This window comes from Luteibacter flocculans (genome assembly GCF_023612255.1).
Taxonomy (GTDB): domain Bacteria; phylum Pseudomonadota; class Gammaproteobacteria; order Xanthomonadales; family Rhodanobacteraceae; genus Luteibacter; species Luteibacter flocculans.
Genome location: NZ_CP063231.1, coordinates 3472683 through 3497146, shown reverse-complemented (window position 1 = coordinate 3497146; position 24464 = coordinate 3472683). Strand labels below are relative to the sequence as shown.

The following is a 24464-nucleotide window of genomic DNA, read 5'->3' as shown; positions in this document are numbered from 1 at the left end:
GTTGCCGTTCCCGGCGTGCGCGCTGTCCATGGCATCGATCCTAGTGGAGCGTACGTGGGATCGAAAGCACAAACGCGGGCACCGGCGCATCGAAATGCGTGCCGTCGTCCGCCACCATGCGATAGGTGCCGGCCATGGTGCCGACGGCGGTCTCGAGTACGGCGCCCGAGGTGTACTCGAAGGACTCGCCAGGGCGCATCCACGGTTGCTCTCCGACGACGCCGTCGCCTCGCACTTCCTCGACCTTGCCGTTCGCATCGGTGATGACCCAGTGACGCGTGAGGAGCTGGGCGCCGGTCTTGCCCACGTTGCGCAGGGTGATCGTGTACGCGAACACGTAACGGTTGTCCGCGGGTTGCGACTGATCGGGAACGAAGCGGGAAGCGACCTCCACGTCGATCGTGTAGGGGGATTTCGAATTCATGCGGGGATTGTCGGGGACGGGGAGGGGGGGAGCAAGGGACACTCTGATCAATTATCGCCAACGCCACCGAGCCTGTCTGTTCGCAGGTCACAGGGGCGCTGGCGAAGGCAGACTGGCTGTCTGTCGAGCCGGCGGGCCGAAGACCTGCGGACAGACAGGCTCGGCCCTCGCGCATGAAAACAGAGTGATAGGGTGACGCCAGGAAGGGCCGCCAAGGCGCCCGCCTCGCTTGGCAAGGGAGCCACCCTTCCCGGCGCGACGCAGCCACCTTGGCGACCCTTCCTGACGTCATGGCGTTGGCGATAATTGATCAGAGTGTCCCTAGTGTGGCCCACAACACGGTCACATCACATTCGCGAGTTTCACGAAGTCCGCGGGCGCCAGCGTCTCCGCACGTGCGCGCGGATCGATCCCCAGCGAGCGGATGGAGGCCTCGTCGACCAGCCCTTTCAATGTGTTGGACAGCGTCTTGCGGCGCATCGCGAAGGCCGCCTTCACCACGGCGTGAATCTTCGCCGGATCGCCCTGCGGCAGTCGTTCAGGTGGCAGCGGCACCAGTCGGACCACGGCGGAATCCACCTTCGGCGGCGGACGAAACGCGCCCGGCGGCACGGTGAACAGCGGCGTGACCGTACAGGCTAACTGCAGCATCACGCTCAAGCGGCCGTAGACCTTGCTGCCCGGCTCGGCGGCCATGCGATCCACGACCTCCTTCTGCAGCATGAAATGCATGTCCTGGATCGCCGCGGCATGCTCCACGCAATGGAACAGGATCGGGCTGGAAATGTAGTACGGCAAGTTGCCGGCAATGCGCAGGCGCTCCGCACCCAATTCACGGGCCAGGGCCGCGAAGTCCACCTTGAGCACGTCGGAATGCACGATGCGAAGGTCGCCCACCGTGGCGGCGCGCTGCTGCAACCCGGGGATGAGATCGGTGTCCAGCTCGATCGCAGTCATCTTCTTCGCCACGGCGAGCAGCGGCAAGGTGAGTGCGCCCTCGCCGGGGCCGATTTCGACGACGGTATCGGATTCCTTCGGAGCGATCGACGAGACGATGCGCTCGATGTAGCGCTTCTCGTGAAGGAAGTGCTGGCCGAAGCTTTTCTTGGGACGGGCGTTCATGACGGACGATGCCTTGCGAGGTCGAGCGCGAGGCGCGCGGCGGCAAACAGGCTGGCGGGGTCCGCCTTGCCCGTGCCGGCCAGATCGAGCGCCGTGCCGTGGTCGACGGAGGTACGAATGAAGGGGAGGCCCAGCGTCACGTTCACAGTGCGATCGAACGCTTCGCTCTTGATGACGGGTAAGGCCTGATCGTGGTACATCGCCAACACGGCGTCGTAACGGTCGCGCATGGCGGGAACGAAGGCGGTGTCCGCCGGCAAGGGGCCGAGCAGGTCCATGCCTTCACCACGCAGGCGTTCCAGTAGCGGGATGATGGTGTCGAGCTCCTCGCGGCCCATGTGGCCGCCTTCGCCCGCGTGCGGGTTGAGGCCGAGCACGGCGATACGTGGCTGCTGAATGGCAAACTGCGTGGACAGGGCCTGTGCCACGATCCGCAAGGTGCGTTCGAGCAGGCTCGCCGTAATCGCCGCCGGTACGGTTGCGAGCGGCAGATGCGTCGTGGCGAGCGTCACGCGCAGCTCCGGGCTGGCGAGCATCATCACGACGTCCGCCTTGGCGCGTTCGGCGAAGAATTCGGTGTGGCCGCTGAAAGCGATGCCGCCTTCGTTGATGCTGGATTTCTGGATGGGGCCGGTGACCACGGCGTCGAACTCGCCAGCCATGCAGCCATCGGCCGCGGCCGCCAGCACGTCGATCACGTGGCGAGCATTGCGAGGGTCCGGCTCACCAGCGCGTTCGGTCGTGCCGAGCGGGACGTGGCGGATGCGCACGGAACCAGCCGCGCGTGTTGCGATACGCGAGCCGTCGTCGTCGATAACGTTCAGGCGCAGGCCGCAGGCCGCGGCAGCGCGGGAAAGCAGGTCGCGATCGGTGACGGCGATCAGGTCCGCCGCAAGATCGCTGGCCGCGAGACGCGCGACCAGTTCGGGCCCTACCCCGGCAGGCTCACCGGCGGTGACGGCGAGCCGTGGCAGGGTGGTCGCGGTCATCGTTACGGAGTGGCCGAGGCCTGCTTGTCGTCAGGGTCCTTCAGCTCCGGAACGCGGATGTCGACGAACGAGGTCGAGCGCAGTTCGCGCAGGTAGTTCTCGTAGGCTTCGTCCGCCTTGCGGTTACCGATGGCCTGGCGGGCCTGGTCACGCTGCAACTGGTCGGTCAGATCGCTCTGGCGCGTGCCGAGGCGCTGCAACACGATCCAGCCAGCGTCGGTCTGGATGGGGTGCGAGACTTCGTTGTCCTTCAACTGGTCGATCTGGGTGGCAATGGCCTGGCCCCAGGCGTCCTTGGCGAACCAGCCCATGTCGCCGCCGTTGTTCGCGGTCGTGTTGTCCTTGGACTCGTCCTTCGCCAGCTTGGCGAAGTCTTCGTGCTTGTCCACGATCCGCGTGTAGAGATCCTCTGCCTTTTTCTCGGCCTGCTCCGGCGTGACGATCTCGGAGGGTTTGATGAGAATCTGGCGAGCGTGGTATTCGGTGACGATCTGGCGGCCCGGCTGGCGGGTCTCCACGAGCTTCAGAATGTGAAAGCCGGTGGGGCCACGCATGGCCGCGGTGGTCTCGCCCGGCTTGAGCGAACCGATGGCGTCCGCGAATGCGGGCGGTACTTCGTCGAGACGGCGCCAGCCGAGGTCGCCGCCGTCCAGTGCATCGGGCGCATCGGAATAGCGGATGGCGGCGGCGTTGAAATCCATGCCGCCCTTGATCGCCTTGATCGCTTCCTCGGCCTTGGCCTGCGCCTGGGCGATGTCGCTGGCGCTGCCACCGGCGGGCGTGCTGATCTGGATGTGCGCGAGGTGCACCTCGCCGGCCTTGTAGGTCGGGCTGGCGAGCAGGTTGTTCACTTCGGCATCGGTCACGGTGACCTGGTCGCGTACGACGCTCTCGTGCAGCTTCTGCGCGATGATCTGGTCCGACAACTGCTGGCGGAAGGCCGCATAGCTGTAGCCGTCCTGTTCCACCGCTGCACGCAGCTGGTCGAGGCTCATCTTGTTCTGCTGCGCTACGTTGGCGGCGGCCTGATCCACGTCCTGGTCGGATACGCGGATGCCCTGGTCGTTGGCGCGCTGGACCTGCAGCTTCATCAGGATGAGGCGGTCGAGCACCTGCCGGGCCAGGACGTCCTTAGGCGGGAGCTGGCCCGGATTCGATGCGTACTGTCGAACGATGGCGTTGATCGCCTCGTCCAGTTCGCTCTGCAGGATGACGTCTTCCTCTACCACCGCCACGATGCGGTCGAGCGAGCCGTTGCCGACGCTCATGCCCTGGCCTTGCGCGGGCTGGGCGGACGGCATGAGCTGGGCATGGGCGGAAGGCACGGCCACCAGGATGGAGGCGGCCAGCAGGGAGTACGCAAAGATCTGCTTCATCGAATAGGGAGCCCGGGGCACTTGCCCCATTTATTGATAGCCAAGGATAGCACGGCGCAGGTACGAGCCCGATTGGGGGCTGAGCGAGCCCAAGCCCTTGAATTCCACCTCGAACATGACGGCGTTGTCGGTCTTGCGAAGGTAGTCGTGTACGTAGTGGCGGCCGAGGACGCGGAAGGCGACGCAGCAGCTGTCGTACTCGACGCCCACCGTCGCATCCAGCGTACGGTGCGAGAAAGTGAATGTACTGAACGTTGCCGGGCCGCCCGGCGTGTTGATGGTGACCGGCAGGACGTCGCGACGGGCGAAGACCCAGCGTGCCAGCGCCCGCCAGCGCTCGGACACCGGAAAGACCACGGACGTGTCGAATTGTTCCATCACGTTGCGGCGATAGCGGTACGAGAAGTTGACGATGCCGTCGCCCTTGATGCGGCGCTGGAGCTGCACCGTGGCCAGGTCGGTGTCCCGGCCCTGCTCGAACACCTGGCCCTGCTCGTTCAGGTAGGGGCTCTGCTTCTTGTTCGGGTTCCACTGGTACGAGCTGTTCAGGCGCCACTTGTCGTTGAACTGAATGCCGAGTTGGGCCACGTAGTCCGAGCGACCGAAGTCGGTGGGCGCCACGCCCGGCATCTGCACCTTCTGGTCGCTGAAATACTTGATCTGGCCGACGCTGGCGGACAGACGCTCCACGCCCGTGTCGTCGAGCAGCCGGGTCGTCAGGGCCAGGGTCAGATTGTTCGCGTCCATCTGCCGGTCGGCGCCGGAGAACCGGTTGGTGGTGAACAACTGCCAGAAGTCGAACGACATTTCATTCGTGTCGAAGGTGGGCAGGTTGTTCTGGTTCCGGTACGGCACGTACAGGTAGTACATGCGCGGTTCGAGGGTCTGCGTGTAGTTGGTACCGAAGAGGCTGGTCTGGCGGTCGAAGATCAGACCCGCATCCAGGCTGCTGATCGGTACCGAGCGCGAGGGGCTCTGCTCGGCGTAGTTGAAGTGCTGGTAGTCCGAATCCAGCCGGTAGTCCGTGTAGCGGTACTCCACGCGCGGACGTACGAACCACGAGGCGCCCGAGAAGTCGGCGGCGAGGTACGGCGCCAGGTCGAGGCGATTGCCGTCCACCTGCCCGGGGGTCGTACCGAAGACCGGCGCGCGGTCCAGCTTGCGAAATGCCACGGCCTCGCTGTCCACGCCGACATCGAGCCAGCTGTTGAGCGGCGCTTCCAGGTTGAACGTGGCGCGCGGCCAGCGACGATACGGCACCACGTAGTTCGGCAGGCCGGCATCGACGTTCTGATAGTCGTCCGCTCCGAGCGACGCGCTCCAGTACTTGCCGCCCTTCGTGACGTATGCGCTCGACGTGAGGATGCCGATGGACGACTGGTACAGGTCGTTGCTGAAATCGCGGAAGTACTGGTTGTCGGACGCATGGTTGATGTTCGCGGCGAACATGAACCCGTCGCCGAGGTTGGTCGTGTTGGTGATCTGGACCAGGTAGCGCTGCTTCGAGCCGTCGCGATCGCTCGTGCCGCTCTCGTCGGTATCCGGCCCCTTGTCGTGGGCCATGTACTGGACGTCGAACGTACCGTTCGACCGCGGCAGCAGGTAACGGAACTCCGCACCGAGCATGAAGCCGCGATCGCTGTAGTACCCCGGCGTCAGCGTGGCGTCGTAGTTCGGCGCAAGATTCAGGTAATAGGGCAGGTTGAGGAACAGGCCCGACTGGCTGTTCGACCCGAAGGTGGGGTACAGGAAACCGCTCTTGCGCCGGTCGTCCAGCGGGAACGTGAAGTAAGGCAGGTACATGAACGGCACGTTCTTGAAGCGCATGGTCGCGCTGCGTGCCTCGCCCACGCCGGTTTCCTTGTTGAGGTTCAGCGTCTTGGCGCGGAACTCCCACATGTGGCTGCCGACGTCGCAGGTGGAGTACGTGGCGAGCCGGAACCGGCCGTGCTGCGGGTCCATCACCTTCGCGTGGTCGGCCACGCCGTTGCCGCGCGACTGGAGCAACTGGTAGCGAACGTTGTAGGCATCGCCCTGGTTGGGCGTGGTCGTACCGGTGATCCGGTCCGCCGACATCAGCATGCCGGCTTCCTGGTACTTCACGTTGCCGACGGCATCGTAGGCGGTGGAATCGGAGTTGTAGGTGACGTCGGCCGCACGCAGCACCTGGTCGGCGCGCTCGAGTCGGACGCCGCCGGTCATGTGGTACACGTTCGGCTCGGGGCTCTCCACCTTCACGCCGCTGGTGCCGTCGTCGAGGCCCGAATGGACGTCGGTGATGGCGGTGTCACGGAGCGTACTGTCCTTGGTGATCTGCGGCTCGTAGAAATCGAGCATCGCGTTCGGCCGGCACTGCGCGTAGCTGATGGGCCGCGGCGGGCAGATGAAGGAGCCCAGCGGGCAGGTTTCCGCAACGGCGGGTGCAGGCGCGGGCGCGACGACGGCGCGCGTCTCGCCCTGGGTCGGTGCACTCTGGGCCTGCGCATCGAGGGCCAGACCCGAAACGATGAGGGCGACGGCGGTCGCCAGCAGGCGGCGTTTAGGCAGGATGCTGATGCGTGGCGTCACGGGCTCGGTCTTGTTTGTTCGAAAGGCGGCCAACTTAGCAGAATCGCCAGCCCTACCGCACGATGGCTCGTCGCCCATACCTCAACCCCTTCCTAGAGGTGCGACGTGAATCGCCGCACCGGCCGGGCGAGCTTACACCGGCACCGCCGGCCTCCCTAGGGTGTTCCTGGCGTGTTTCTATCCGCGTGGCCGACGCTGATGCTGCCAGAGCACCTCGCCGTGGCCACTGCGCCGAGCCAGTACACGGGCAATGACGAACAGCAGGTCGGACAGGCGGTTCAGGTAGTGCTGGGCCTCGGGTCGCACCGTTTCGACCCGCGCGAGCGCCACGACCTCGCGTTCGGCGCGGCGGCAGATCGTGCGTGCAAGGTGACAACTGGCCGCTGCCATGCCGCCCCCGGGCAGGATGAAGTCCTTTAGTGGCGGCAGGTCGGCGTTGAAGCCGTCCAGCACCGTTTCGAGGCGGTCCACGTCGGCGGCCTGGATCATCGCCATGCCGGGGATGCACAGTTCGCCGCCCAGGTCGAACAGCTCGTGCTGCACCTGAAACAGGGCTTCGCGCACATCGTCGCCCACCTTGTCGGACGCGATGACCATGCCGATGGCGCTGTTCAGCTCGTCCACGGTGCCGTAGGCCGTGACCCGGAGCGAATCCTTGCCGGTTCGGCTGCCGTCGCCGAGGCCGGTGCTGCCGTCGTCGCCGGTGCGTGTGTAGATCTTCGAGAGTCGGTTACCCATCGGGCCATTCTATCGGGGCACGCGGGCGATGCGGCAGAGGGCCGCGGCGGCGCCTTCACTTGGCGAGGGTATGATCCGCGGATGAGCCAGTCCCAACCCATTCTCATCGTCGGCGGCGGCCTGGTCGGGGCCAGCCTCGCCATTGCGCTCGATGCGGCAGGCCTTCCGGCCGTGCTTGTCGAAGCCGCCATGCCCACGGTCGACGCGCAGCCGAGCTACGACGAACGCAACCTCGCCCTCGCCAGGGCCACGGTCAATGGCTTGCGCGCCATTGGCGTGTGGGATTTCGCCGAAGCCCGCGCCACCCCGATCACCCACATCCACACCAGTCGTGCTGGCGACTTCGGCAGCGTGCGGATGAACGCCGCCGACGAGGGCGTGGACGCCCTGGGCTGGACGCTGCCGGCTCGCGAACTCGGCGCGGCACTGTTGCGCCGGCTGGACACCTGCCGCCATCTGACCCGGCTTGCACCGGCGCGGGTGGAAAGCATCGAGGCCGTCGAGAACGGCTGGGCGGTCACGGTGCTGGCCGGAAGCGAGCGCCGTCGGTTGATGACGCCGTTACTGGTGGGTGCCGATGGCACCCAGTCCGTGGTCCGTGCGCAATTGGGCATCGGTACGCGCGAACACGATTACGCGCAGGCGCTCTTCGTCAGCACCATGACGCCCGAGCGCGATCCGCGGGGTCGCGCCTTCGAGCGGTTCACCGACGATGGCCCGGTTGCGGTGCTGCCGCTGGCCGAGCGGCGCGTCGGCGTGGTGCTTACGGTAGACACCGAGCACGTCGATGAGGTCGCGGCCATGGACGACGCGGCGTTTCTTGCGTTCGCGCAGCAGCGTTTCGGCTGGCGCCTCGGCCGGTTCAGTCGTCCCGGCAAACGCGTGCCCTATCCGATTCGCCGGGTCGCTGCCGAAGCGCTGGTCGCGGAGCGCGCGGTGCTCGTGGGCAATGCCGCCCAGACCATCCATCCGATCGGCGCACAAGGCTTCAACCTCGGGTTGCGCGACGCGTTGACACTGGCCGAGCTGGTGGCCGCGGGCGGCGACCCCGGCGCGTCGGCCGTCCTCGCGGCCTACGCGGCGCGCCGCGCCCCCGATCGCGAAGGCACCATGGCCATGAGTCACGGCCTGGTGCGCCTCGCCTGCCTCGACCAGCCGCTGCTGCGGCCGCTGCGCTCGCTGGCCATGCTCGCGCTCGACCGTGTCCCCCCGCTACGCCACGCCATGAGCCGGCGGGGCATGGGTTTTCGCGCCAACGCGCCGTTCGCCGTACGGGAGAAAACGCCATGAGCGACCGCGGGATGGATTCGCTGCCGCGCCGACGTGGCGCCTCGCTCGATGTCGCCGTCGTTGGCGGTGGCATGGTTGGCGCGGCGACGGCACTGACGCTCGCGCGCGCCGGCTTCGACGTGGCACTGATCGATGCTCGCGTGCCCGCGCCTTGGGCCGCCGAGGATGAGGTGGATCTGCGCGTCGTGGGCCTCGCACCATCGTCCATCGCCCTGCTCGACGATATAGGCGTCTGGACGTCCATTCGTGACGCACGCGCTTCCGCCTACGAACGTATGGAAGTCTGGGATGCCGAGAACGGCGCCACGATCCGCTTCGACGCTGCCGAGGAAGGCCGCGACGTGCTCGGCTTCATCGTGGAAAACAACCTCGTGCAGGCGTCGCTCTGGCAGGCGCTCGACAAGGCCGGGGTGCGCTGCATCGTGCCGGCGGAAGTCGTGGCCTGCGCGGTGCGCGACGATCGGGTGCAGCTCGAGCTGGCGGACGGGCAGGCGGTCACGGCTCGCCTCGCGGTGGCCGCGGACGGTGCGAATTCGCCGCTGCGCGCCATGGCGGGTATCGGTACGCACGGCCGCGACTACGGACAACGTGGCGTCGTGGCGCACGTGGAGACTTCGCTGCCACACCAGCGCACGGCCTGGCAACGCTTCCTGCCCTCAGGCCCCTTGGCGTTGCTGCCGCTCGCGGACGGTCGCAGTTCCATCGTCTGGTCGTTGCCCGAAGCAGAAGCCATCCGGGTGCTGGCGCTCGATGACGACGCGTTTCGCGGTGAACTCGGCATCGCCAGCGACTTCCGGCTGGGCCCGATCGGCAACGTGACGAAGCGTGCGGCGTTCCCGTTGCGCTTGAAGCTCGCCGATCGGTACGAGGCCGAACGTATGGTGCTGCTCGGCGATGCCGCGCATGCCGTCCACCCGCTGGCGGGGCAGGGCGTGAACCTCGGTCTTCGCGACGTGGTTGAGTTGCGCGACACGCTGGTCGCCGCCCGGGAGGCGGGCCGCGATATCGCCGCGCCGCACGTACTGCGTCGCTATGCGCGTCGTCGCCGCAGTGCGGACGGTCTCGATGCATGGTCGTTCGATGCCTTGGCGCGCATCTATGCCTGGCAGGCGCCGCCGCTGGTCGCTGCCCGCGGGGTAGGCGTTCGCCTGATCGCGGCGCTCGGTCCGTTGAAGCGGCGCATGGCCCGTCACGCCGCGGGCGTCTGATCCACGGTGACGGGCGGGCCTCGGTCCTGCCTGTCATGCTGGCGGCTCTCTCCGGCGGCGCCTATGCTTGCTCGACTTTCCGAGGAGCCATGCCCATGCGCCGTCCGTTGCTTGCCTTGTCCTTGTTGTTCCTGGGTCACGTAGGTGCCGCATCGGCGGCCATGGTCGCCAAGCCCGTCGAATGGACGGACCAGGGCGTGACCTACAAGAGCTTCCTGGTTTACGACGACGCCGTCACCACGAAACGTCCGGGTCTGGTGATGGTGCCGAACTGGTACGGCGTGAATGACATGGCCCTCGCCAAGGCCAAGGACATCGCCGGCAAGGACTACGTCATCCTCCTCACCGACATGTACGGTGGTGGCAAGAAGATCACCAGTGAGGCGGAAGCAGGTGCTGCGGTCAAGCCGTTGTATGCCGACCGTTCGATCATGCGTGCCCGCGTGTCGCGTGCTCTTGCCGAGCTCAAGGCGCAGGAAAAGAACGCGCCGATCGATCCGCGCAAACTTGCGGCGATCGGCTTCTGCTTTGGCGGCTCTGCCGTACTCGATCTCGCCCGCACCGGGGCTGATGTGGCCGCCGTCGTCAGCTTCCACGGGCTGCTCGCCACTGATGACCCGAAGCTTGCGAGCAAGATCAAGGCGAAGGTCCTGGCGTTGAATGGCGCCGACGATACGAACGTGCCACCCGAACAGCGCACGGCGTTCGAAGCGGAAATGCGCGACGCCAAGGTGGACTGGGCTTCCGAGGATTTTGGCGGCGCGGTGCATTGCTTCACCGAAAAGGAAGCCGCTGCCACCACGGGCAACTGCCGCTACGACGCCAAGGTTGCGCACCGTGCCTATGCGGCCATGCGTGCGTGGCTGGATGAGGCCTTTGCCGGGAAGTGACCGGTAGACGACGCCACCTGCGGCAGGTGCCGCGTGGCGTCGTCCTCGACAGCAGGACGCGACGTTGGCGTCCGTCATTTCTTGCACCCGCAGCAGCCGGCGGGTGGTTGTGCGTTTAGAAGCGTCGTTCCACGGAGTAATCCGCCAGCGCGGCCAGGGCGTCGCGATGCGTCGACGGCAGAAGGTCGCTCAGTGCCTCGCGCGCCGCGGTAGCGTGTGTCACCGCACGTTCGTGCGTGCGCTCCAGGGCGCCCGAATCGCGGATGGCGGCCACGATGCGATCCAGCGAATCGAGTCCGCCGTGTTCGATGGCATGGCGCAGCGACGCCAACTGGTCGGCATCCGCCGTCTGCATGGCGTAGATGAGCGGCAGTGTGGGCTTGCCCTCGGCGAGATCGTCGCCGATGTTCTTGCCCAAGGTCTCGGCGTCCGATACGTAGTCGAGCAGGTCGTCGGCGATCTGGAAGGCGTAGCCGAGTTCCATGCCGTAGCGACGCAGTGCGGCCACCTGGGTCTCCGGCAAACCACCGAGCACGCCGCCCAGTTCGGTCGCTGCGGCGAACAGCACGGCGGTCTTGCGCTCGATCACCGCGAGATAAGCCGATTCGTCGACGTCCGCATTGCCGATGTTGAGCAACTGCAGCACTTCGCCCTCCGCGATGGTGTTCGTCGTGTCGGCGAGGATGCGCATGATGCGCATGTCGTCAAGTTCCACCATGAGCTGGAACGACCGCGAATAGAGGAAGTCGCCCACCAGCACGCTGGCGGCATTGCCCCACAGGGCATTCGCAGTCTTTCGGCCGCGGCGCATGTCCGATTCGTCGACCACGTCGTCGTGCAGCAGAGTGGACGTGTGGATGAATTCGATGATCGCCGCCAGCTTCGCGTGTTCCGTGCCCTGATAGCCCGCGGTACGCGCGGCAAGCACGTGGAGCATCGGGCGCAGTCGCTTTCCGCCGCCGGCAATGATGTGGTCGGCGATGCGGTTGATGAGGACGACGTCGGACGACAGGCGGTGCCGGATGAGGGCATCGACGTCCTTCATGTCGTTCGCCGCCAGTGCGCGGACACCAGCGAAATCTAGGGAGTTGGAGCGAGCGGCGGTGGAGGACATGGACCTTGGTCGCGTGCGGCGGAGCAACCCGCATTATAGGGGGCTACCGGCCCGTTTCGGTGGCCGAGGCTTCGCGGCGCCCGGTTCGCCGCTGGCGAGGCGGGCCGCGTGCTCCGACGTCCCGCGCCCTGGTCTAACCCAGATGAACGCCACAAACGCCGACGGGCTTGCCCTTGGAGTGCAGTCGATACGACCGATTTTTCAGAATTTGCGTATCGAATCCTTGCTTCCCGCATGCGGAGATCGGTAGGCGCCGCGAGCCGGCGCGCCATTTCACAAAAGGAAGCGCCATGCACAAGACATTCACCGCGGCAGCTCTGTTCGCGTCGTCCCTTGCCGTCGGCTCCGCCCCTGCGGTCGCCGGCAACGACGGTGTCATCGAAATCACGGGCAACATCGTCGCCACCACGTGCCTCGTCGAGGGGAAGCCACCGGGCGGTGGCAACGCCAGCAAGGCGGTGGCACTCGGCGACATCAGCGCGGGCGTGCTCGCCAACGCGGGCGACGTCGCTGGCGATCGAGGTTTCACGATCCGCATCGGCGGCGATGCCGATACGAATTGCACGGATGGCGTGACTGCCAAGGTCCGCTTCGACCCGGCAAGCCCCCTGCTGGACCGCAGTACCGGCCGGCTCAATGTCGATCCCGGAGCGAATGCCGCCAGCGGCGTGCAGATTCAGATGGCCAACGCAGATGGTTCGCCGATAAACATGTACACGCAAGATTCGCAAGGCGTCATCGTGGCTGGCCACGTCGCCGAAATCCCGCTGATCGCGCGGTATTACAGCCTCGGCAGCGTCAAGGGTGGCGCCGCCAACTCCAGGGTGGGTTTCCAGGTCGTGTATCAGTAATCGCACCGATCATCGTACCGGCCGGATCGAAAGACCCGGCCGGTCCAAGGAAGTCACCGACGGAGGATTCGTCATGTTTCGAGCGATATCGGCCCTGTGTGCCGTTACCCTTTTTGTGCTTGCCCAGCCAGTGCTGGGTGCCGTGGTCATCGGGGGCACGCGCGTCGTATTCCCCGCGCAAGCACGCGACGTCTCATTGAAAATACAGAACAAGGGTAGCGACCCTGCTCTTGTTCAGGTGTGGATCGATGACGGCGATGAAGCGTCGTCGCCTTCCAATGCACGCGCCCCGTTCGCCATCACGCCCCCGATGTTCCGGATCGATCCGGGCCAGGGTCATGCATTGCGCATCGTGCACGTGGGCGATTCGGCGCCTCGCGACCGCGAGACGCTTTATTGGTTGAACGTGCTGGAAATACCGCCGAAGGCGCCCGAGGCCGAAGGCAAGAACGTACTGCAGTTCGCCTTCCGCCACCGCCTGAAGTTGTTCCATCGACCCGCGGGTCTTAAGTCGCCGCCCGAAAGCGCTGCGTCGATGTTGCGCTGGACGATGGATCGAAAAGACAAGCTCATCTCGCTTCGCGTGGACAACCCGTCGCCTTACTACGTGTCTTTCCACGCGATCGACGTCGTGGGCGAAAAGGACGCGACACGCATGGCCCTGGGGGGAGGCATGGTCGCCCCCGGCGCTTCGGCGCATTTCACCCTGCCGCCCGACAAGCGCGCCGTGAGGGTGACGAAGGTAGATTTTTCGACCATCAACGACTACGGCGCGACCCTTCCCTCGTCCGCAACGGTGGAGCCGTGACCCGCGCATGGCCGGTGACACGAAGGGCGTGGCGCCGGATCGGGGCAGGCGCCGCGTCGATTGCCCGCGCAGAGCACGTATCGCCATGGTGGGGTGTCTCATGCTGACCCCGTCCATCCACGCCCAAGAAGCTCCCGAGGCGATTTTCGATCCCAGCTTTCTCCCGGGCGATGGCGCCGAGACGCTCGACCTCTCGCGCTTCGCCCACGGCAATCCCGTGCTTCCGGGCCATTACGACGTGGACATTTGGATGAACGGCGAGTGGCAGGCGCGCGAGTCGATCCGCTTCGCGGCGACAAGTGACGGTGCCAATGCCCATCCATGCATCGATCACGCCGCTCTGGTTTCCTATGGCTTGGCGCCCGGTGCCCCGATCGCCGATGACGACGATCCTTGCATGCCTCTGGAGGCGCGCCTACCTTCCGCGTCCAGCCGGATGGATGTGAGCGAGCAGCGTCTGGACATCGACATTCCTCAGGCCTTCGTACTGCGTCGACGTCCTCATGCCGTGTCGCCGAGTCAGTGGGAGCAGGGGGTGACGGCTGGCTTGCTCGCCTGGCGAGCGAGCGCTCGCCAAGTGGCCTCGCGCACGGGCCGTCGCCAGTCGGTCGTTCTGGCCGCCGACACCGGTGTAAACATCGGCGCGTGGCGTTTGCGCCAGGCGGGTCTGTGGTCGGCGAAGGGCTACCTCAGACGCCACGCCTACGTCGAGCGGCAGGTGGACGCGTGGCGTTCGCAACTCCGGCTCGGCGATATACCGGTATCGCAAAGCTCGTTCTCGCCGTTGCGGCTGCATGGCGTGTCCATCGCCAGCGATGCACGCATGGCGCCCGACGCGCTCGGTGGCTACGCGCCACCCGTGAGGGGCTTCGCCGGTACGCATGCGACGGTGAGGATTCGGCAGCACGGTGTCGTGATCCGCGAGCTCGACGTGCCGCCGGGCCCGTTCGTGATCGACGATCTGTACACCGCGAGCAGGGCAGGCGATCTGGACGTCGAGGTGGATGAGCGCGACGGTCAACGCCAGACCTTTCGCGTTCCGTTCTTTCCGGTGCCGGACCTGCTGCGCGAAGGGCGGACGACCTACGCTGTCAGCGCGGGCCGTAGCGTGGGACTTCGCGATACACGCGCTGCGGTGGTCGATGCGGGCTGGCGACATGGGTTCGTTGGCCAGATCACGTCCTATGCGGGGTTGCGCCATACACACGCGCGCACGTCGTTGTTGATGGGTGCGGCACGGGGGACTCGCGTGGGCGCCTTTTCGCTCGACGTGACGGGCGCGCTGTGGCCGTCATCCGGCGCAAAGCGCTGGAATCTTCGGCACGGCAGGTCATGGCGCGACGACATCGTGGTTTCGGTCGGGCTTGCGCTCGGGCAAGAGACCTCATCGGTCGGGCGTTACGACCGCAGGGCGTCCACCGAACGACGGCGTATCGACGTGCTGGTGCAGGCCGACCTCGGCGCCAACTACGGCTACCTCAGTGTCACGGCGGCACACGCAGCGCTTGCGCATGGCGAAGGCGACAGCGCGGAACTCGCTCTCTCCTGGGCGCGCAGTTGGCAGCGCATGAGCATGGATCTATCGGTCCGGGCCTCGCGTCGTCGGGGCTCGCGGTATGCGACGAACGATGCGGCTGCCCAACTCAATGTTTCCGTACCGTTGGGCGGGTCGCCTTCCACCGCAAGCCTGCATGCCACGCTACATGGCGGGCCGGCAGCAGCAGGCACGCGGGTCGGCGTGCATGGCACGACGGGCGCGAGGGCGGAGACGACGTACGGCGTGGCCATCGGCAGCGATCGGCAGGAAGGTGGCCGTATCGATGGCTCGTGGGGTCGCCGCTTCGGCGCGGGTGAGATCAACGTCGCGTTCGATCGCACCTCGGCAGTGAGGTCGACCTCGTTCTCGGCGGCAGGCGGTCTCGTGGTTCACGGTGGCGGCATCACGCCGACGCACCGCATCGGCGATGCCGTCGGGTTGGTCAGGGCAGCGCAGGCGCATGGCGCCCATGTCGGCGGCAGTGGCGATGTGCGCGTCGGCCGCAGCGGCTATGCCGTCGTGCCCTATCTCATGCCTTATCGCTGGAACGCTGTCGATCTCGATCCCTCGGGCACGTCGCTGGACGTGGGCTTCACTTCCACGCACCGCCAGGTAGCCCCCACTGCAGGCGCGGTGGTGCTAGTGCCCTTCGAGACCGAGGTCGCAAGAACCGTGCTCGTAACGGTTTCGCTCGCCGATGGGAAACCCGTGCCTTTCGGCGCGGAAGTGCTCGATCGGTCAGAGCGCTCGGTAGGGATCGTGGGCCAGGGCGGCCGCGTCTTCCTTCGATCGGACGAGGGGGCAGGGCCGTGGACCATCCGCTGGTCCGATGGCGCCACGACGCGTTGCGCATTGCGTTGGAGCGATGCCGACCCACGAACCGCGTCGTCGACACAACACAACGGAGTATGCGAATGAGTACGAACAAGCCCCCTCGTAGCGGTGGACGCAGCTTGGCCATGGTTGCTGCCATCGTCGGCAGCACGGGGCTGACGCCCCCGATGAATAAGGTCGATTTCGAGGTGCGGGGCGCCATCGCGCCGTCCTGCGGCCTGACGGCCAAATTCATCCGTATCGATCTGGGTACGGTGTCGGCCTCCGAACTGCCCGTGATCGGATCGACCAGTCCCTGGCGCCACGCTAGCCTCAAGGGAATCGACTGCATCGGGGCGACACGCGCCTACGTCACCCTGCGCGCTCCGATCTACGCCCCCGATGCGCGATACCTCGCCGTCTCGGGGCCGGCGGTGGGCGTCGCCATCGAAACGCAATCGGCGTCGGGCCAACCCCTACCTCCGGACGGCAGCAGGCCGGTTGTCTTCACCTGGGCAGGCGGGCAGCCGGAGCTGGCGTTTCGGGCTCGCTACGTCCGCGTGGGGAGCCTTTCGCCGGGTCAGGCCGGGGCGACCGGCCAGATCCAGATCACCTGGGAATGAGAAACCTGGCCCCACGGCCGCGCCATGGCGTCTCGTCGATGACGAATTGCCCTCGACGCGGCCTTCGACCAAACTAACCGGTCCAGCCGATCCGCCAGCCCCACCTCTCGCGCCGGGGCTGGCTATGATCGGCGGCAGCGGCGCCCGCTCCCGCCCGGGTGGCGCCAACGACACGCATACGAGGTAAATCCATGGCACGCGGCATCAACAAGGTCATCATCGTCGGCAACCTCGGCGCGGATCCGGAAACCCGTTACACCGGCAGCGGTACGGCCATCACCTCCCTGCGTATCGCCACGTCCGAGGCGTGGACCGACAAGCAGAGCGGCGAAAAGCAGGAGCGCACGGAGTGGCACCGCGTGAAGCTGTTCGGCAAGCTCGCCGAGATCGCGGGTGAATACCTCAAGAAGGGCCGTCAGGTTTACATCGAAGGCTCGCTGCGCACCGACAAGTACACCGACAAGGACGGCGTCGAGCGCTACTCCACGGACATCATCGCCAACGAGATGCAGATGCTCGGCGGCCAGGGCGGCGGCGAAGGCGGCGGCTTCGGCGGTGGGCAGGGCGGCGGTCGTCCGCAGCAGTCCCGCGGCGCCGGTGGTGGTCAGGGCGGCGGTGGCGGCAACAACTGGAGCAGCGGTGGCGGCCAGCAGCGCAGCGGCTATGCCGGCGGCTCGCGCGGTGGCGACGACTACGGTCAGCCGCGTGGCGGCAACGCCCCGCGTTCGGCACCGCCCGCCAACGAAGGCTTCGACGACGACGATATTCCGTTCTAGGACATACCTTAGACCGTCTTTGTACGGTTTTGACTTACAAACCCCCGATTCGTCGGGGGTTTTTCTTTTTCAAGACTCGACAATTTCGTACTGCGCTCCGTTCTGATTCTTCGCCTAAGCTGCGCCTTGAGAAGTGTTGCGAGCGATTGATTGGAGTGCGGAGATGCTACTGAGATACCGAACTCGAGGTTTCATCATGGAAGATGGTGAAAGGTACCGAGTCCTTGTTGATCCCCGCTCGGGCATGCCCCTCTTCTATCCGAACCTGTTCGTAACGGCACAGGTGCGTAATCGATCACTGTCAGTGGCGAGCATGGATGCTGTATGTGCTGCCCTAAATGTACTTCTTACTCACTGCAGCACGTGTGGTATCGATCTGGAGGGCCGAATCAGAGATCGGTGCTTCTTGAACCCCGCGGAACTGGATGCGATCAGAGACGTATGCCAGAGGCGCTTTGGTAAACATGACAGCGCGGTAGTAGTGCCTCTTCGGCATAGCAAGGCGAACCAACGGGTACAGACGGGAAGCGAGTACGTCCGCCTGACGCATATGGCCAACTATCTACGCTGGCTGTCCCATACCATGCTGGGCTCAGCAGTGGATGAGTCGGCCGCACGCCAAATTGAACTGATTCATCGCGGACTAACGAGTCGTCGGCCCATCGGAAGACGAAACGCCGAGGTAAAGAGGGGGCCGACTCCTGCGCAGGTAGCGACGCTCTGGGAGGTAGTGGATCCCGAAGGAAAAAAATCGCCATTTCAAGACAATAGCGTGCGTATAAGAAACGCACTGATGGTGGATCTTCTGTTCTACCTTGGTATTCGCGGTGGAGAGCTCCTCAGCCTATGTACGACAGATATCGACTGGGACCGCTGCCAGATCGTGATTGCCCGTCGCCCGGATGAAAGAACGGACCCACGAAAACGCCAACCCTTAGTCAAGACACTCGATCGCCGAATTCCCTTAGGAGATGCGCTCGTCGATCGACTGCACACCTACATAGTCAAGCATCGCAACAAGGTGTCGGGCGCAAGACGACACGTTTTTCTCTTTGTTACTCATAAGAGTGGAGCGACGCAGGGGCAGCCACTTTCTATTTCTAGCTACCGGAAGGTGATACGGGCTATTGCCGCCGCGTCCGCCGAGCTCAAGGGGCTCCACGGACACTTGTTCCGGCACGGCTGGAATGAACGCTTCTCCGAATATATGGATCGACAAGAGGCGCCGCCGTCTCCGGAACAGCAAGAAGCTATGCGCTCCTATGCGCAAGGTTGGAAGGAGGGTTCCGGTACCTCGGCAACGTACAACCGCCGATTCGTTGAGCGAAAGACTCACGAGACGCAACTTCAGCTGCAGGAAAAGACGATCCGGCGGCCGAAAGGAATCGATAAGTGATCACGAAAGCGCGACGTCCCCCCGATTTTGAGTAGCACGGTGATTTGGAGTCCAATCCCCCAACTGACGGAGATTGGACGTGAAAAAGCGCTTTTCCGAAGAGCAGATCATTGGCTTCCTGCGTGAGGCCGAAGCCGGCATGGCAGTGAAGGACCTGTGCCGCAAGCACGGTTTCAGCGAAGCCTCGTACTACCTGTGGCGTAGCAAGTTCGGCGGCATGACGGTGTCCGAAGCCAAGCGACTTAAGGAACTGGAGGCGGAGAACGCCCGGCTGAAGAAGCTCCTGGCGGAGTCGATGCTGGAGAACGAGATCACTCGTGAGGCACTGCGAAAGAAGTGGTGACGGCACCGGCGCGACGGTTGCTGGTGCGGGAGATGACGAGCCAAGGACTCAGCGAACGTCGTGCTTTGATGGTGCTTCGTATGAGCGCCAGTGCATTGCGTTACGCGCCGCGCGCGGACCGCAATGGCGAACTTCGACAGCGGATCGTGGCCTTGGCGCAGCGGCACAAGCGCTATGGCGTCGGCATGATCTATCTGAAGCTTAGGCAAGAAGGGATGCTCGTGAACTACAAGCGTGTAGAGCGGCTGTATCAAGCCGCCAAGCTGCAGGTGCGTCGCCGCAAGCGCAAAAAGGTGCCAGCAGGCGAACGGCAACCCTTGTTCCGACCCATGGCACCCAACGAGGTCTGGTCGATGGACTTCGTGTTTGATCGCACGGCCGAGGGCCGCGTCATCAAGTGTCTGACGGTCGTTGATGACGCCACGCACGAGGCTGTCGTTATCGAAGTCGAACGCGCGATCTCCGGCATGGGCGTGACGCGCGTGATGGATCGGCTGGCGCTGACCCGCGGCCTTCCGAAGGTAATTCGTAGCGACAACGGCAAAGAGTTCTGTGGCAAGGCGATGGTCACCTGGGCCCACGAGCGTGGCGTGCAGCTGCGCCTGATCGAACCGGGCAAGCCGAACCAGAACGCCTACATCGAATCGTTCAACGGCCGCTTGCGCGACGAGTGCCTCAATGAACACTGGTTCCCGAGCCTGCTTCACGCACGCACCGAGATCGAAAACTGGCGCAGGGAATATAACGAGGAACGGCCGAAGAAGGCGTTGGGCGGGCTGACTCCCGCCGCCTACGCCGAGCAGCTAAAGTAACCCCCGGACTCTAATTCGCTCCGCTACTGAAAGCGGGGGGACGTCGGGGTTACCAAAGTTTCGGCGAAGGTCGAGAAAGTGGACACATTCGACGTAAACCCGGGTTCACGCACCGAGCCGGTAAAAATCACGGATGAATCGGATACAGACTTCCTGCAGATCGTCTCCGAGATCACTCGACCAGCTACCTCGGGCCCAGCTGCCATCTCATCACCAAAACCGACGCAACTCTCGGTCGTGTCTACATTCAACGCGATCAGGCCGGCAATTCGGGTGCTGCGGGCTTTGTATCTCAAGCGCTGTCGTCTCAGTCATTCCCCGTAGTACGTGCGGTGGACAGCATCGCATCGGACAAAATGCCGCTGAAGGCGCAAGTCAGATACTTCAATGCGGACACAGGGCATCCGCCGAGCGGGCACTGCAGGCATTGAAGCAACAATACACAGCCGCCATTCTTCAGCGCGTCGGCATTCCGGCGCCAAAGAATCAACTTGAGGTGTGGTTGCTCAGAGTCGCGAGCGGCTAGACTAGAAACTAGTCAAGCGTTGCCTCGGATTTACCTCGCGATTGTGGGAGCTCGTTTTTGTTCGGAGGACTGACAGGTACGTTACTTGTCGACCATTCTACGATGTCTCCCATGAGGTCCCACGCAGGCTGGCGAACGACTGCCGTACTGCGATGGAGCTGCCGTGTCCGATTGTCGCTCGCGAGACACCACACGGACCGCGCTTGGGTGGCGAGCGCGGGGGGGGCGTTGGCGCGGACGACATCGAAGCAATGCGCTGCGTTGCTGCGTTGACGCAAGCTCAAAGAGGATGCGCAAGCTTCGCGGACCCATACACCCGCATTCAGTTGGCGGTGCCGACTGACACCTATAGATCTATATATGCCTCTCCGGTATTCGTAGTGTCGCGAGGCGCGTCCGTCGTGGACCTGCCGTTCAAGGTTGTCGGAGGCGCGGCGATACCCAATTGCAGTCTAGAAAGGCGGTACGATCTGAGCAGCCAAAAAACCATTGCACGCTCGCAACGCGTATTCGGCCGAGACGGGTCGGGAAGGCAACTATATCTGCCCAGAAAAAAATGGGGGCGAGCGATGGACAAGGGAACAAAGTGAATGTCATATGGACGACCGACATGTTAGGCGGGCTCCTCGTCGTGATCGGCACGATCCGTAAGTCCCAGCGCGGATCAAGACGCTAAAGAATTCCCGGGTTGTACCGATACGCATCCAAACGTATCTACGACGGACGGCCGTGCACATGGACAGTATGGATATTGAGAGCGGCACCAATTTTGCTGCAACTGCCCGCCAAAATCCTGGGCCAGCCGCTCGCTTCCGGCCCATCAAATCCCTGATTTTCACTATTTATGAATAATTTGGTGAATTAATGACTTTAAAATGGAAAATACTGATTGCGTTTGTCACTCTTTATCTTATTGGGGTCGCAGGTGGAGGATGGCATACATATGACTCAACAAGCGCGAGCGGCGCCTCGCCGATCGTTGAAGCCATAAAGGTTGTGTTTATCATGCTGGGAGGTCTCGGGGTAATCCTTCCCACATACCTCAACGTATGGCAGTCCCTTGAAACGGCCGATTTGCTGAGCGACCAGGCGCGTCGAAACAAAGTCGAGAATACTTTTTCCTTGCTTGAGAAATGGGACTCCACTTCGCTCTTCGAGGCAAGAAAGTTCACGAGAGAGTTAAAGGAGCAGCACAGTAAGCTTTCTCCGGATGAACTCAAGGAGAAGATAAATAAGAACCCGGATCTGAAGCAGTCGGCAATTCTTGTCTTCAATTACTTCGAATGGATCCGCGTCTCGATTGAGAATGATCGGGTCGACGCGACGGTGATTGGACACTCACTTGGTGGCGTATTTCACGATATGTACGATCGATTCAAGCCGTGGATACGTGACGGAGATATCTTATTTCAAAATGACCTCGAAAAGCTGTCCAAGCTCCTTGCCGTTCCGAAGCCGTAGCTGACGGCCTGTCCCGTCGACCGCTTGTCTTCGATGTCTGCATGACAAGCGGTCACCCTAGTTTCGGCCTTTCGACGAATCCTCCCGAAACGGATGGGCGCCGACGGACCGAGAAGGCTGGAACGATATGGCTCTTGCCTCCATTATCGACCAACTTCGTACTCCTGATACGCCAGCCGTAGTGAATGACAGAACAACTTTCTTGTTGGACGACGGGGGCATCGAGGGTATGGGGACTGAAAGGATCAATCTGAACGAGCTGTCAATCCCATCGGCTTTCGGCGAATCGGGCAGATTGAAAGATTATGGAGCGACGTCTGCGGATGCGACAACGCAGGTGTTCTTCAGGGACATTCTTGACCGGCTCATGGAACAGATCGACGCCGCCGAGATGGTTGTGGGCTGCGTCGCATGGCTCAGCCACTTCGACGTACTAGAGGCTCTTGCGAAAAAGGACGGTGTTTCGATCATCGTTCAGAAGGAGGACTTTCTCCGTCCCGACAGCACGGCGGTATCTGATCCATACGCGTGGCGTAAGAGGTTACGACACGCGTATGAGGCGATCCCTGTAGGCTTGTCGCGTGGCAAGCTCGGCGGCCTTCTTGGTGAAATGTTGGGGCGAGAATACCGCTCGCACGCCGAGGAGCTGTCGCGTGAATGGGTCATTGAAGATCACATGGACCCGATTCGCTGTGTCGGTCAGGCCGAACTAGGCGGGTCCGCGCAACCGAGGATGCACAATAAGTTTCTCGTCTTTTGCGATTTGCAGCACGGGAGGATATGCCCTTATGCGGTCTGGACGGGATCCTTCAACATCAGCGTCAACGCAACACGGTCGCTCGAGAACGCCGTGCTGTTGAAGGATGAAGCGATAGTCGGGGCCTACATGCGTGAGTTTATTCAGATCGCTTCGGTTTCCGAGCCCCTGAACTGGGATTCTCCAGCTCCGACACCCGAATGGTGGCGGGGGACGGGGGCGACCTTTGCGAACTTCGATCCCCTTGGCGGTGACCACGACTTCGGCGACGAGTGATCGACCCAACCCGCAGCGGCGCAGCGGCCCATTGGCTACCGTCGGTACTTGTAGTTGCGTCGCCCGAGCATGGGATCCCTAGAGTTAGCGCAGGCAGCGCTTCGTAGTATTTGGTACAGGTTTCGCCAAGGATTTCTACGATTTCAGGACGAACTGTTGAGTTATTTCCAGATAAGTAATTATTTATTGGGAAATTACTTTCATCTCGCGACGCCATGAGGTGTGCACAACCGTTCTAGACAACACCTACTTCAGAGTGTTGAGATCGATGTGCAGAAGGCCCCGTCGACGGGGCCTTTTTTTGGCTGTTCTGACAGTTGAAAAAGATTCTTTCGTACGCTGCAGGATCCCCATCACCTGATCCTGTCGTGGCGTACAGCGCAGATCACCTTGTTGGACATACAGCGAATCAGTGCAGGTATGAAACGCATCAGTGCAAGCACCGTCACTACGATGGCGATAGCGCTGGATATCGACAGAATCATGTGGTCACCATGTGCCTGGTACCAGGCCAGGGCGATCAGAGCACAGGCGGCGACAAGACCGAAAAGAATGGATGCGATGCGTGCGTTCGACATGGGTTCCTCCAAGTATGGGTGCCGGATAGACCTGTGTTGATCTTGATCCGTCGGACCCAAAGTCGCGGCTACGTGGGATTTCTTACAGACTTTCTTCCAGAGACTTCAGTTTTCCGGTGAGCTCCAGCAGTTGGCGCTGTCTTGTGCGCGCCAGCACGAGTCCCGAGATGATCATGGCGACCAGCACTATCAGGCCGACGAGCGTCTGCATCAGCGTCAGATTGGATTGGGTCATAGGCTCACTCGGCGCCACCCCTGGTGCCATAACCCTCGTCAGAAGGGCCCCCGTCACTGCGCCCAGGGGTGTTCCCAGGTAAAGACAGCGCGCCTGGAAGAGTCCCCGCTTTGCCCGGGTGACCATTCGCTTGAGAAGGCTGACCGTATCGAGATCGAGCGGATCCACGGAGCGGCAGCGCACGCGCTGATATCCGATCGCACCGGCAACGAAGGCGATCCACAACGCGCTGATGAGCCCGTGAGTATCGGATCGTCCGGTGGCCTCCTCGAAAATAAAAAACAATGCAATGCCACAGAGAATGATAGTGAGGGTTCGGGTGTGCCGCCGCTGCGCTATCTGCAGCCGCTGCAGGTCTCGCAGGAGCTGCCCGGTATCCGGTTTGGGCGCGGATTGCCAAAGCGTGGCGAAAGGATCGGCTTGCGATGGTTCGCTCATGTCTTCGCTCCGAAGTTCAGCCGGATGAAAGTTTTGGCGCGATGCAGTCGCACCGACGTGTTGCTTTCACTGATGCCGAGGATCGTTGCGATCTCCTTGATCGGTATCTCCTCGAGATAGAGGCCGGCGACGGCCTTTAATGGTTCTGGCAATTGACGTATCACTTCGGTCAGGCGCGCCAGTTGCCTGGCGTGATCGGTGGCCTCGTCGACAGGCATGGACATATCCGCAATGCCGTCACCCAGGCGTTCGTCCTTGCGTACGAGTGCGCGACGCACGTGGGTGACACAAATGTTCTGGGCGATACGGGCGATATAGGGTTTGAGCATCGACGGATTGTCCAGGCGAGGTAGCGCCTGCCAGACCGCCAGCCAGACTTCCTGCACGAGATCATCGATCCGGTCGGGATGGCGCTCATAGACCGTCGCAATGCGACGGACCATGCCGGCGTGTTTATCGACGATCTCTTCGAGGCTCAACACGGCGTTGGTATCCCATTCCTTTGGTGCCTTAGT

The 24464-nt window shown here is 63.4% G+C and carries 22 protein-coding genes; 12 read left to right on the top strand and 10 right to left on the bottom strand.

Going from position 1 to position 24464, the window contains the following annotated elements; all coding sequences use genetic code 11:
• Positions 1-40 precede the first annotated feature (40 nt).
• From apaG to IM816_RS15215, 6 genes are all read right to left on the bottom strand, one after another.
• Positions 41-424, bottom strand: coding sequence for a Co2+/Mg2+ efflux protein ApaG (gene apaG / locus IM816_RS15240; protein WP_072322030.1), 384 nt, complete (start codon positions 422-424; stop codon positions 41-43).
• A 342-nt stretch (positions 425-766) separates the two neighbouring features.
• Positions 767-1546 carry a 16S rRNA (adenine(1518)-N(6)/adenine(1519)-N(6))-dimethyltransferase RsmA gene (gene rsmA / locus IM816_RS15235; protein WP_072322029.1) on the bottom strand — a complete coding sequence of 260 codons (780 nt, stop codon included), beginning with the start codon at positions 1544-1546 and terminating at the stop codon, positions 767-769.
• Positions 1543-2535, bottom strand: a complete 993-nt coding sequence (gene pdxA / locus IM816_RS15230; RefSeq protein ID WP_250338734.1) for a 4-hydroxythreonine-4-phosphate dehydrogenase PdxA — start codon at positions 2533-2535, stop codon at positions 1543-1545. Before pdxA ends, rsmA begins: the two co-directional genes overlap by 4 nt.
• 2 nt (positions 2536-2537) lie before the next feature.
• Entirely contained in the window at positions 2538-3911 is a 1374-nt protein-coding gene (locus IM816_RS15225) for a peptidylprolyl isomerase (RefSeq protein ID WP_072322027.1), read from the bottom strand.
• A gap of 30 nt (positions 3912-3941) precedes the next feature.
• Complete coding sequence (locus tag IM816_RS15220) at positions 3942-6479, bottom strand: LPS-assembly protein LptD (RefSeq protein WP_250338733.1); 2538 nt, start codon at positions 6477-6479, stop codon at positions 3942-3944.
• 177 nt (positions 6480-6656) lie between these two features.
• Positions 6657-7217, bottom strand: coding sequence for a cob(I)yrinic acid a,c-diamide adenosyltransferase (locus IM816_RS15215; protein ID WP_250338732.1), 561 nt, complete (start codon positions 7215-7217; stop codon positions 6657-6659).
• A gap of 81 nt (positions 7218-7298) precedes the next feature.
• Between IM816_RS15215 and ubiH the strand changes: the two genes are divergently transcribed.
• From ubiH to IM816_RS15200, 3 genes are all read left to right on the top strand, one after another.
• A complete protein-coding gene (ubiH, locus tag IM816_RS15210; RefSeq protein ID WP_250338731.1) occupies positions 7299-8507 on the top strand; it encodes a 2-octaprenyl-6-methoxyphenyl hydroxylase in 1209 nt (402 codons plus the stop codon).
• Positions 8504-9715, top strand: coding sequence for a UbiH/UbiF/VisC/COQ6 family ubiquinone biosynthesis hydroxylase (locus IM816_RS15205; RefSeq protein ID WP_250338730.1), 1212 nt, complete (start codon positions 8504-8506; stop codon positions 9713-9715). The genes ubiH and IM816_RS15205 overlap by 4 nt, the downstream gene beginning before the upstream one ends.
• 95 nt (positions 9716-9810) lie before the next feature.
• Entirely contained in the window at positions 9811-10605 is a 795-nt protein-coding gene (locus IM816_RS15200; RefSeq protein WP_250338729.1) for a dienelactone hydrolase family protein, read from the top strand.
• Positions 10606-10720: 115 nt separating this feature from the next.
• On the opposite strand, the gene IM816_RS15195 is transcribed toward IM816_RS15200, so the two are convergent.
• Positions 10721-11719: a polyprenyl synthetase family protein gene (locus IM816_RS15195; RefSeq protein ID WP_250338728.1), complete on the bottom strand. Its 999-nt coding sequence runs from the start codon at positions 11717-11719 to the stop codon at positions 10721-10723.
• A 290-nt stretch (positions 11720-12009) separates the two neighbouring features.
• Here IM816_RS15195 and IM816_RS15190 point away from each other — a divergent pair, with 290 nt between their 5' ends.
• From IM816_RS15190 to IM816_RS15150, 9 genes are all read left to right on the top strand, one after another.
• Positions 12010-12570, top strand: a complete 561-nt coding sequence (locus tag IM816_RS15190; RefSeq protein WP_250338727.1) for a fimbrial protein — start codon at positions 12010-12012, stop codon at positions 12568-12570.
• 73 nt (positions 12571-12643) lie between these two features.
• Positions 12644-13378: a fimbrial biogenesis chaperone gene (locus tag IM816_RS15185; protein WP_250338726.1), complete on the top strand. Its 735-nt coding sequence runs from the start codon at positions 12644-12646 to the stop codon at positions 13376-13378.
• Between the two features lie 100 nt (positions 13379-13478).
• Positions 13479-15833, top strand: a complete 2355-nt coding sequence (locus tag IM816_RS15180; RefSeq protein WP_250338725.1) for a fimbria/pilus outer membrane usher protein — start codon at positions 13479-13481, stop codon at positions 15831-15833.
• On the top strand, positions 15830-16351 hold the full coding sequence (locus tag IM816_RS15175) for a fimbrial protein (protein ID WP_250338724.1): 522 nt from the start codon (positions 15830-15832) through the stop codon (positions 16349-16351). Before IM816_RS15180 ends, IM816_RS15175 begins: the two co-directional genes overlap by 4 nt.
• 191 nt (positions 16352-16542) lie before the next feature.
• Complete coding sequence (ssb, locus tag IM816_RS15170) at positions 16543-17127, top strand: single-stranded DNA-binding protein (RefSeq protein ID WP_250338723.1); 585 nt, start codon at positions 16543-16545, stop codon at positions 17125-17127.
• A 163-nt stretch (positions 17128-17290) separates the two neighbouring features.
• On the top strand, positions 17291-18523 hold the full coding sequence (locus tag IM816_RS15165; protein WP_345779953.1) for a tyrosine-type recombinase/integrase: 1233 nt from the start codon (positions 17291-17293) through the stop codon (positions 18521-18523).
• A 139-nt stretch (positions 18524-18662) separates the two neighbouring features.
• Positions 18663-19678, top strand: a protein-coding gene (locus IM816_RS15160; protein WP_425602631.1) for an IS3 family transposase whose coding sequence is annotated in 2 segments (ribosomal slippage) — positions 18663-18861 and positions 18861-19678 — 1017 coding nt in all. Because the reading frame shifts where the segments join, the coding sequence is not laid out codon by codon here.
• A gap of 1390 nt (positions 19679-21068) precedes the next feature.
• A complete protein-coding gene (locus IM816_RS15155) occupies positions 21069-21665 on the top strand; it encodes a DUF4760 domain-containing protein (protein ID WP_250338721.1) in 597 nt (198 codons plus the stop codon).
• Between the two features lie 127 nt (positions 21666-21792).
• On the top strand, positions 21793-22698 hold the full coding sequence (locus IM816_RS15150; protein WP_250338720.1) for a phospholipase D-like domain-containing protein: 906 nt from the start codon (positions 21793-21795) through the stop codon (positions 22696-22698).
• Between the two features lie 353 nt (positions 22699-23051).
• On the opposite strand, the gene IM816_RS15145 is transcribed toward IM816_RS15150, so the two are convergent.
• From IM816_RS15145 to IM816_RS15135, 3 genes are all read right to left on the bottom strand, one after another.
• Positions 23052-23276 (bottom strand): hypothetical protein, encoded by a 225-nt coding sequence (locus tag IM816_RS15145; RefSeq protein ID WP_250338719.1) that lies wholly within the window; start codon positions 23274-23276, stop codon positions 23052-23054.
• A gap of 82 nt (positions 23277-23358) precedes the next feature.
• Entirely contained in the window at positions 23359-23949 is a 591-nt protein-coding gene (locus IM816_RS15140; RefSeq protein ID WP_250338718.1) for a hypothetical protein, read from the bottom strand.
• Positions 23946-24431 carry an RNA polymerase sigma factor gene (locus IM816_RS15135; RefSeq protein WP_250338717.1) on the bottom strand — a complete coding sequence of 162 codons (486 nt, stop codon included), beginning with the start codon at positions 24429-24431 and terminating at the stop codon, positions 23946-23948. Before IM816_RS15135 ends, IM816_RS15140 begins: the two co-directional genes overlap by 4 nt.
• Between the last annotated feature and the right edge of the window lie 33 nt (positions 24432-24464).

Excerpts from the sequence above, each read along its gene's own strand:
- IM816_RS15175 (WP_250338724.1), top strand. The coding sequence starts at position 15,830 with ATGAGTACGAACAAGCCCCCTCGTAGCGGTGGACGCAGCTTGGCCATG.
- IM816_RS15145 (WP_250338719.1), bottom strand. The coding sequence starts at position 23,276 with ATGTCGAACGCACGCATCGCATCCATTCTTTTCGGTCTTGTCGCCGCC.
- IM816_RS15155 (WP_250338721.1), top strand. The coding sequence starts at position 21,069 with ATGACTTTAAAATGGAAAATACTGATTGCGTTTGTCACTCTTTATCTT.
- ssb (WP_250338723.1), top strand. The coding sequence starts at position 16,543 with ATGGCACGCGGCATCAACAAGGTCATCATCGTCGGCAACCTCGGCGCG.
- rsmA (WP_072322029.1), bottom strand. The coding sequence starts at position 1,546 with ATGAACGCCCGTCCCAAGAAAAGCTTCGGCCAGCACTTCCTTCACGAG.
- IM816_RS15195 (WP_250338728.1), bottom strand. The coding sequence starts at position 11,719 with ATGTCCTCCACCGCCGCTCGCTCCAACTCCCTAGATTTCGCTGGTGTC.
- IM816_RS15200 (WP_250338729.1), top strand. The coding sequence starts at position 9,811 with ATGCGCCGTCCGTTGCTTGCCTTGTCCTTGTTGTTCCTGGGTCACGTA.
- IM816_RS15140 (WP_250338718.1), bottom strand. The coding sequence starts at position 23,949 with ATGAGCGAACCATCGCAAGCCGATCCTTTCGCCACGCTTTGGCAATCC.
- IM816_RS15215 (WP_250338732.1), bottom strand. The coding sequence starts at position 7,217 with ATGGGTAACCGACTCTCGAAGATCTACACACGCACCGGCGACGACGGC.
- IM816_RS15165 (WP_345779953.1), top strand. The coding sequence starts at position 17,291 with ATGCTACTGAGATACCGAACTCGAGGTTTCATCATGGAAGATGGTGAA.
- ubiH (WP_250338731.1), top strand. The coding sequence starts at position 7,299 with ATGAGCCAGTCCCAACCCATTCTCATCGTCGGCGGCGGCCTGGTCGGG.
- apaG (WP_072322030.1), bottom strand. The coding sequence starts at position 424 with ATGAATTCGAAATCCCCCTACACGATCGACGTGGAGGTCGCTTCCCGC.
- IM816_RS15185 (WP_250338726.1), top strand. The coding sequence starts at position 12,644 with ATGTTTCGAGCGATATCGGCCCTGTGTGCCGTTACCCTTTTTGTGCTT.
- IM816_RS15225 (WP_072322027.1), bottom strand. The coding sequence starts at position 3,911 with ATGAAGCAGATCTTTGCGTACTCCCTGCTGGCCGCCTCCATCCTGGTG.
- pdxA (WP_250338734.1), bottom strand. The coding sequence starts at position 2,535 with ATGACCGCGACCACCCTGCCACGGCTCGCCGTCACCGCCGGTGAGCCT.
- IM816_RS15205 (WP_250338730.1), top strand. The coding sequence starts at position 8,504 with ATGAGCGACCGCGGGATGGATTCGCTGCCGCGCCGACGTGGCGCCTCG.
- IM816_RS15150 (WP_250338720.1), top strand. The coding sequence starts at position 21,793 with ATGGCTCTTGCCTCCATTATCGACCAACTTCGTACTCCTGATACGCCA.
- IM816_RS15190 (WP_250338727.1), top strand. The coding sequence starts at position 12,010 with ATGCACAAGACATTCACCGCGGCAGCTCTGTTCGCGTCGTCCCTTGCC.
- IM816_RS15180 (WP_250338725.1), top strand. The coding sequence starts at position 13,479 with ATGCTGACCCCGTCCATCCACGCCCAAGAAGCTCCCGAGGCGATTTTC.